Source organism: Rhodococcus sp. P3_B8 (assembly GCF_056402775.1).
In genome coordinates, this window is record NZ_JBFUGT010000352.1 from 1 (window position 1) to 6260 (window position 6260).

General features: G+C 70.6%; 4 protein-coding genes and 1 riboswitch. Of the genes, 3 read left to right on the forward strand and 1 reads right to left on the reverse strand.

Annotation, left to right across the window (positions count from 1 at the left end; genetic code table 11):
- Positions 1-2777: cobaltochelatase subunit CobN (locus AC1D1G_RS39945; RefSeq protein WP_477956355.1), on the reverse strand; the 2777-nt coding region annotated here is incomplete at its 3' end.
- Between the two features lie 57 nt (positions 2778-2834).
- A riboswitch (cobalamin riboswitch) is annotated at positions 2835-2977 on the reverse strand.
- Between the two features lie 6 nt (positions 2978-2983).
- Here AC1D1G_RS39945 and cobG point away from each other — a divergent pair.
- The 3 genes from cobG to AC1D1G_RS39960 all read left to right on the forward strand — a co-directional run.
- A complete protein-coding gene (cobG, locus tag AC1D1G_RS39950) occupies positions 2984-4117 on the forward strand; it encodes a precorrin-3B synthase (RefSeq protein ID WP_283332494.1) in 1134 nt (377 codons plus the stop codon).
- 24 nt (positions 4118-4141) lie between these two features.
- Positions 4142-4768 carry a precorrin-8X methylmutase gene (locus tag AC1D1G_RS39955; protein ID WP_283332495.1) on the forward strand — a complete coding sequence of 209 codons (627 nt, stop codon included), beginning with the start codon at positions 4142-4144 and terminating at the stop codon, positions 4766-4768.
- Positions 4765-6260, forward strand: a 1496-nt coding sequence (locus AC1D1G_RS39960) for a precorrin-2 C(20)-methyltransferase (protein WP_477956356.1), incomplete at its 3' end; no start/stop codon positions are given. The genes AC1D1G_RS39955 and AC1D1G_RS39960, both read left to right, overlap by 4 nt.

Below are 6260 nucleotides of genomic sequence, written 5' to 3' on the forward strand. Positions count from 1 at the left end.
TCGTCGAGCAGCGCCAGGACGTGCGGGAACGCGTCCCGGAAGAAGCCACTGATCCGGACCGTGACGTCGATGCGCGGCCGGCCGAGCTCCTCGAGGTCGATCACCTCGAGGTTCACCACGCGGCGGCTCGCCTCGTCCCACACCGGCCGCACACCGAGGAGCGCGAAGACCTCCGCGATATCGTCGCCGGAGGTGCGCATCGCGGACGTGCCCCACACGGACAGGCCCACCGAACGCGGCCACTCACCGTGATCGGACTTGTACCGGTCCAGCAACGATTCGGCCATCGCCTGGCCGGTTTCCCAGGCGAGCCGGGACGGCACGGCCTTCGGGTCGACGGAGTAGAAGTTGCGGCCCGTCGGGAGCACGTTGATCAGCCCGCGCAGCGGCGAACCGCTCGGCCCGGCGGCGATGAATCCGCCGTCGAGCGCGTGCAGCACCTGGCCGATCTCGTTGTCGGTCTCGCGAAGCCGGGGCACCACCTCGGTGGCGGCGAAACGCAGGATCTTCGCGACGGTGACATCGTCGGTGAGGGTGTCGGCGGCCTCAGGTTCCCAATCGGCGTCGTGCATCCCCTGCACCAGTGCGTGCGCCTGCTGCTCGATGTCGTCTACGCGGGTGCGGGATTCGTCGCCGTCCTCGCTGAGGCCGAGCGCCTCCCGGAGTCCGGGCACGTTCTGCTCGCCGCCCCACATCTGCCGGGCGCGCAGCATCGCGAGCACCAGTTCGACCTCGGCGTCGTCGCGGGGGGCCGCACCGAGGATGTGGAGGCCGTCACGGATCTGGACGTCCTTGATCTCGCACAGCCAGCCGTCGACGTGCAGCAGCATGTCGTCGAACACGTCCTCGTCGGGCCGCTCCTCGAGTCCGAGGTCGTGATCCATCTTGGCGGCACGCATCAGCGTCCAGATCTGCTGGCGAATGGCAGGCAGCTTGGACGGGTCGAGCGCGGAGATGTTCGAGTGCTCGTCGAGGAGCTGCTCGAGTCGTGAGATGTCGCCGTAGCTCTCGGCGCGGGCCATCGGCGGGATCAGGTGATCGACGAGCGTCGCATGGGCGCGGCGCTTGGCCTGCGTGCCCTCGCCCGGATCGTTGACCAGGAACGGGTAGATCAGCGGCAGGTCGCCCAGCGCGGCGTCGGTGCCGCACGACGCGGACATGCCGAGCGTCTTGCCGGGCAGCCATTCGAGGTTTCCGTGCTTGCCGAGGTGGACGACTGCGTCGGCGCCGAAACCGCCGGCGGCGGCGTCCGCGGCGATCCACCGGTAGGCGGCGAGGTAGTGGTGGCTCGGTGGCAGGTCCGGATCGTGGTAGATCGCGACCGGCTTCTCCCCGAACCCGCGCGGCGGCTGCACCATCAGCACGAGATTCCCGAACTGCATTGCGGCGATCACGATTTCACCGGCAGGATCCTGCGAGCGGTCGACGTACAGTTCGCCCGGCGCCGGTCCCCAGTGCTCCTCGACGCCCTCGCGCAGTTCCGCGGGCAGCGCCGAGAACCACTCGCGGTAGCGGGCGGCGGAGATCCGGATCGGGTTGCCCTCGAGCTGCTCCGCGGTCAGCCAGTCCGGGTCCTGTCCGCCGGCGGCGATGAGGGCATGGATCAGCGCGTCGCCGTCCTGGGCGGCGAGACCCGGCACGGAATCCGGCCCGTCCGCCGGGCCGAGGTCGTATCCGGCGGTCCGCATCTCGGTGAGCAACCGGATCGCACTGGCCGGGGTGTCGAGACCGACGGCGTTGCCGATGCGGGCGTGCTTCGTCGGGTACGCCGACAGCATCAGAGCGATCCGGCGGTCGGATGCGGGGATGTGCCGGAGTCGGGCGTGCCGGACGGCGATGCCCGCCACCCGGGAGGCGCGCTCGGCGTCCGGAACGTAGGTGGAGAGACCGTCGGCGTCGATCTCCTTGAACGAGAACGGCACCGTGATCAGCCGACCGTCGAACTCGGGGACCGCGACCTGGGTGGCGACGTCGAGCGGCGACAATCCGTCGTCGTTGGACTCCCACGACTCACGGCTGCTGGTCAGGCACAGACCCTGCAGGATCGGCACGTCCAGCGCGGCCAGCGCGGCGACGTCCCACGCCTCGTCGTCGCCACCTGCCGAGACCCCGGCCGGCTTGGTGCCGCCGGCGGCGAGCACGGTGACCACCATCGCGTCCGCCCGGCGCAAAGTGTTCAGCAACTCCGGTTCGGCGGTGCGCAGCGACGCGCAGAAGATCGGCAGCGGGGTGCCGCCCGCCGCGTCGACGGCGTCGCACAGCGCCTCGATGTAGCGGGTGTTCCCGGCCAGGTGCTGGGCGCGGTAGTAGAGAACGGCGATCGTGGGGCTGTCCGGGTTCGCAGCGGGAGCGAACGGCGCGACGCCCCAGCTCGGCAGGTGGATAGGCGCCTCGAAACCGTGACCGGTCAGCAGCACGGTGTCCGACAGGAAGTGGTGCAGTTGGGCGAGGTTGTCGGCGCCGCCCTCGGCGAGATAGTTGTGCGCCTCCGCCGACACACCGGCGGTGACCGTCGAGCACTCCATCAGCTCGGCGTCCGGGGCGTGCTCGCCGCCGAGGACCACCACGGGCAGTCCGCTGGCCAGGACCGCGTCGAGGCCCTCTTCCCACGCCCGGCGGCCGCCGAGGATGCGCACCACGACCAGGTCGGCGCCGTCGAGCAGTCCCGGCAGATCCTCCTCGACCAGCAGCCGTGCCGGGTTGGCCCAGCGGTAGTCCGCCCCGCTGGCGCGTGCGCTGAGCAGGTCGGTGTCGGAGGTGGAGAGCAGCAGGATCACGTGTGGAGCCTTCCTGGGGGGTGTCGCGCCCCGTGGCAGTGGTTCTGTGCGGAACCGTAGGTCGGAGGACGGCAGGTGAGGGTCTGGCTCGCCCACCGGTTTCGGCGAGCTCACAGTGGCGCGACCGCGCCGGATTTTCACCGGCTTCCTCTCCTGCTGTCGCAAGTGCTGGAGATGCTACCCGGGGCCGGACGTAACCTGGGACCATGGTCGACTCCCGTTCCCGCCCCGATGCATGCCCCGGCGCGCTGCAGGTCCACCAGGCCGCGGACGGCGCGCTCGCGCGCGTGCGCCTTCCCGGAGGTGTGCTGACCTCCACCCAGCTGCAGACCCTCGCGGAATCGGCCCGCGACCTCGGGAACGGCGAGATCGAACTGACCTCCCGCGGCAACGCGCAACTGCGGGCGGTCCGCGACCCGCGGGAGTTCGCCCGGCGCCTCGCCGACGCAGGTCTCCTGCCGTCGGAGACGCACGAGCGGGTCCGCAACATCCTCGTCTCGCCGCTGACCGGCCGGATCGGTGGTCTCGCGGATCTGCGGGATCTGGTCGACGAACTCGACCGGACGTTGTGCGCGGACTCCGCGTTGGCGGACCTCCCCGGCCGCACCCTGTTCACTCTCGACGATGGGCGCGGCGACGTGTCGGCGCTCGGCGGCGATTTCGGCGTCCATGCGGTCAGCGAGACGGAGGTCGCCCTGGTTCTCGCCGGTCGCGACAGCGGCGCCCGGATCACGACGACGGAATCGGTGGCGGTGCTCCTCGACGCCGCCCGCGTCTTCCTGGAATTGCGTGATCAGCACTGGCGGCTGTCCGAGATCGCCGACGGGGTCGAACGGACCCTGTCGGCATTGACGCTCGCACCGACCGCCGACCCGGTGAGCGGGTTCGACGAGCATCGGGCACCGATCGGATGGCTGGACCAACCGGACGGCAACGTGACCCTCGGCGGCGGTCTCGCGTTCGGGATCCTCGACGCCCGGCTGGCGGAGTTCCTCGCCGCCGTCGAGAAGCCGGTGGTCGTCACGCCGTGGAAATCGGTGCTGCTGTGCGATCTCGACGAGTGGTCCGCCGAGCAGGTCGTCCGGGTCCTCGCCCCGATGGGCCTGATCTTCGACGAGAACTCCCCCTGGCTGAACGTCAGTGCCTGCACCGGGCAGCCCGGATGCGAGAAGGCGCTCGCCGACGTGCGGTCCGACGCGCGGGATGCCGTCGCGCGCGGTGAACTCCCGGTGGAGGGCAGGCAGCACTGGTCGGGCTGCGAGCGGTGCTGCGGGCGACCCAAGGGGGAGGTCGCCGACGTCGTCGCCACGGAGACGGGTTACCGGGTGGAGGAGCCGTGACCGCGGTGCCTCTATCGTGAGCGAATGATCGAGTACATCCGAGACGGCGCGGAGATCTACCGCCAGTCCTTCGCCACGATCCGCGCCGAGGCGGATCTCAGTGCCTTTCCCGAGGACGTCTCACAGGCCGTGGTCCGCATGATCCACGCGAGCGGTCAGGTCGACCTCGTGGACGACGTCGCGTTCACCCCCGGCGTCGTGAAGGCCGCCCGCGCGGCGCTGGCGGGCGGCGCCCCGATCCTGTGCGACGCGCAGATGGTGGCGGCAGGCGTCACCCGGAAGCGTCTCCCCGCAGACAACGAGGTGCTCTGCACCCTGCGCGACCCCCGGGTCCCGGTGCTGGCGGAGCAGATCGGGAACACCCGCTCTGCGGCCGCGCTGGAATTGTGGGGCAGCAAACTCGAGGGTGCCGTCGTCGCGATCGGCAACGCCCCGACCGCCTTGTTCTACCTGCTGGACATGATCGAATCCGGTGCACCCCGGCCCGCCGCGATCGTGGGCGGTCCGGTCGGTTTCATCGGTGCCGCGGAGTCGAAGGAAGCGTTGATCGAGCACCCGGGCGGACTCGACTATCTGGTGGTCCGCGGCCGCCGGGGTGGCAGTGCCATCACGGCTGCGGCACTGAATGCGATTGCGAGCGAGGTCGAATGAGCTCCGAAGAGCGCGTGACCGGCAAACTGTGGGGCGTCGGCATCGGACCGGGTGACCCGGAACTGGTGACGGTCAAGGCCGCGCGGGTCATCGCCGAGGCCGATGTGGTGGCGTTCCACAGCGCCCGGCACGGCAAGAGCATCTCCCGCGCGGTCGCGGTGCCGTACCTGCGTGAGGGACAGATCGAGGAGCACCTCGTCTACCCCGTCACCACCGAGACCGTCGACCATCCCGGCGGCTACCAGGGGGCGATGGACGAGTTCTACGAGGAGGCGTCGCAGCGACTCGCCTCCCACCTCGACGCCGGCCGTTCGGTCGCGCTCCTCGCGGCGGGCGACCCGCTGTTCTACAGCTCCTACATGCACATGCACAAGAGGTTGGCGCAGCGCTTCGAGGCGGAAGTCATTCCCGGGGTCACGTCGATCAGCGCCGCATCCGCCGCACTGGCGATGCCGCTGGTCGAGGGCGAGGAAATCCTGACCGTCCTGCCCGGAACGCTGCCGCCCGGCGAGCTGACGCGGCGCCTGCGGGAGACCGACGCCGCCGCAATCCTGAAGCTCGGACGCACCTACCCGGCCGTCCGGCAGGCGTTGAAGGACTCCGGCCGCATCGACGAGACGTGGTACGTCGAACGGGCCAGCACGACCAGGCAGAAGATCGACGCCGCCGACGACGTCTCGGACAGCGACGTCCCCTACTTCTCGATCGCCATCGTGCCCAGCCCGTCGAACGCCCGCCGCGACGACGCGGCACCGCAGGGCGAACTCGTCGTCGTCGGGCTCGGTCCCGGTGATCAGGCATGGACGACACCGGAAGTGCAGCACGAACTGTCGCTCGCCACCGACCTCGTCGGCTACGGCCCCTATATCGACCGGGTCCCCGAACGTCCCGGCCAGCGCCGCCACTCCAGCGACAACCGCGTCGAGGCCGAACGCGCCGCGATGGCACTCGACCTGGCGAAGAACGGCGCCCGCGTCGCCGTCGTGTCGTCCGGCGACCCGGGTGTGTTCGCGATGGCCGCCGCGGTGCTGGAAGTCGCGGCCGAGGAGCAGTGGCGCGGCGTCCCCGTGCGCGTCCTACCCGGCATGACCGCCGCGAACGCCGTCGCGAGCCGGGTCGGCGCGCCCCTCGGGCACGACTACGCCGTCCTGTCGCTGTCGGACCGGCTCAAGCCGTGGGACGTGGTGGCGCAGCGCATCTCCGCGGTTGCGAGCGCCGACATGGCCTTCGCCGTCTACAACCCGGCGTCGAAGTCGCGCACCTGGCAGGTCGCCGCGATGCGCGACCTGGTTCTCGAGCACCGCTCCCCCGACACCCCGGTGATCATCGGCCGCGACGTGGCCGGCGCGCAGGAGTCGGTGCGGGTCGTGCGGCTCGCGGACCTCGACCCAGCCGAGATCGACATGCGGTGCCTGCTCATCGTGGGCTCCTCCATGACGACCGTCGTCGAGAACGAACACGGGACCAGGGTGTTCACGCCCCGGCGTTATCC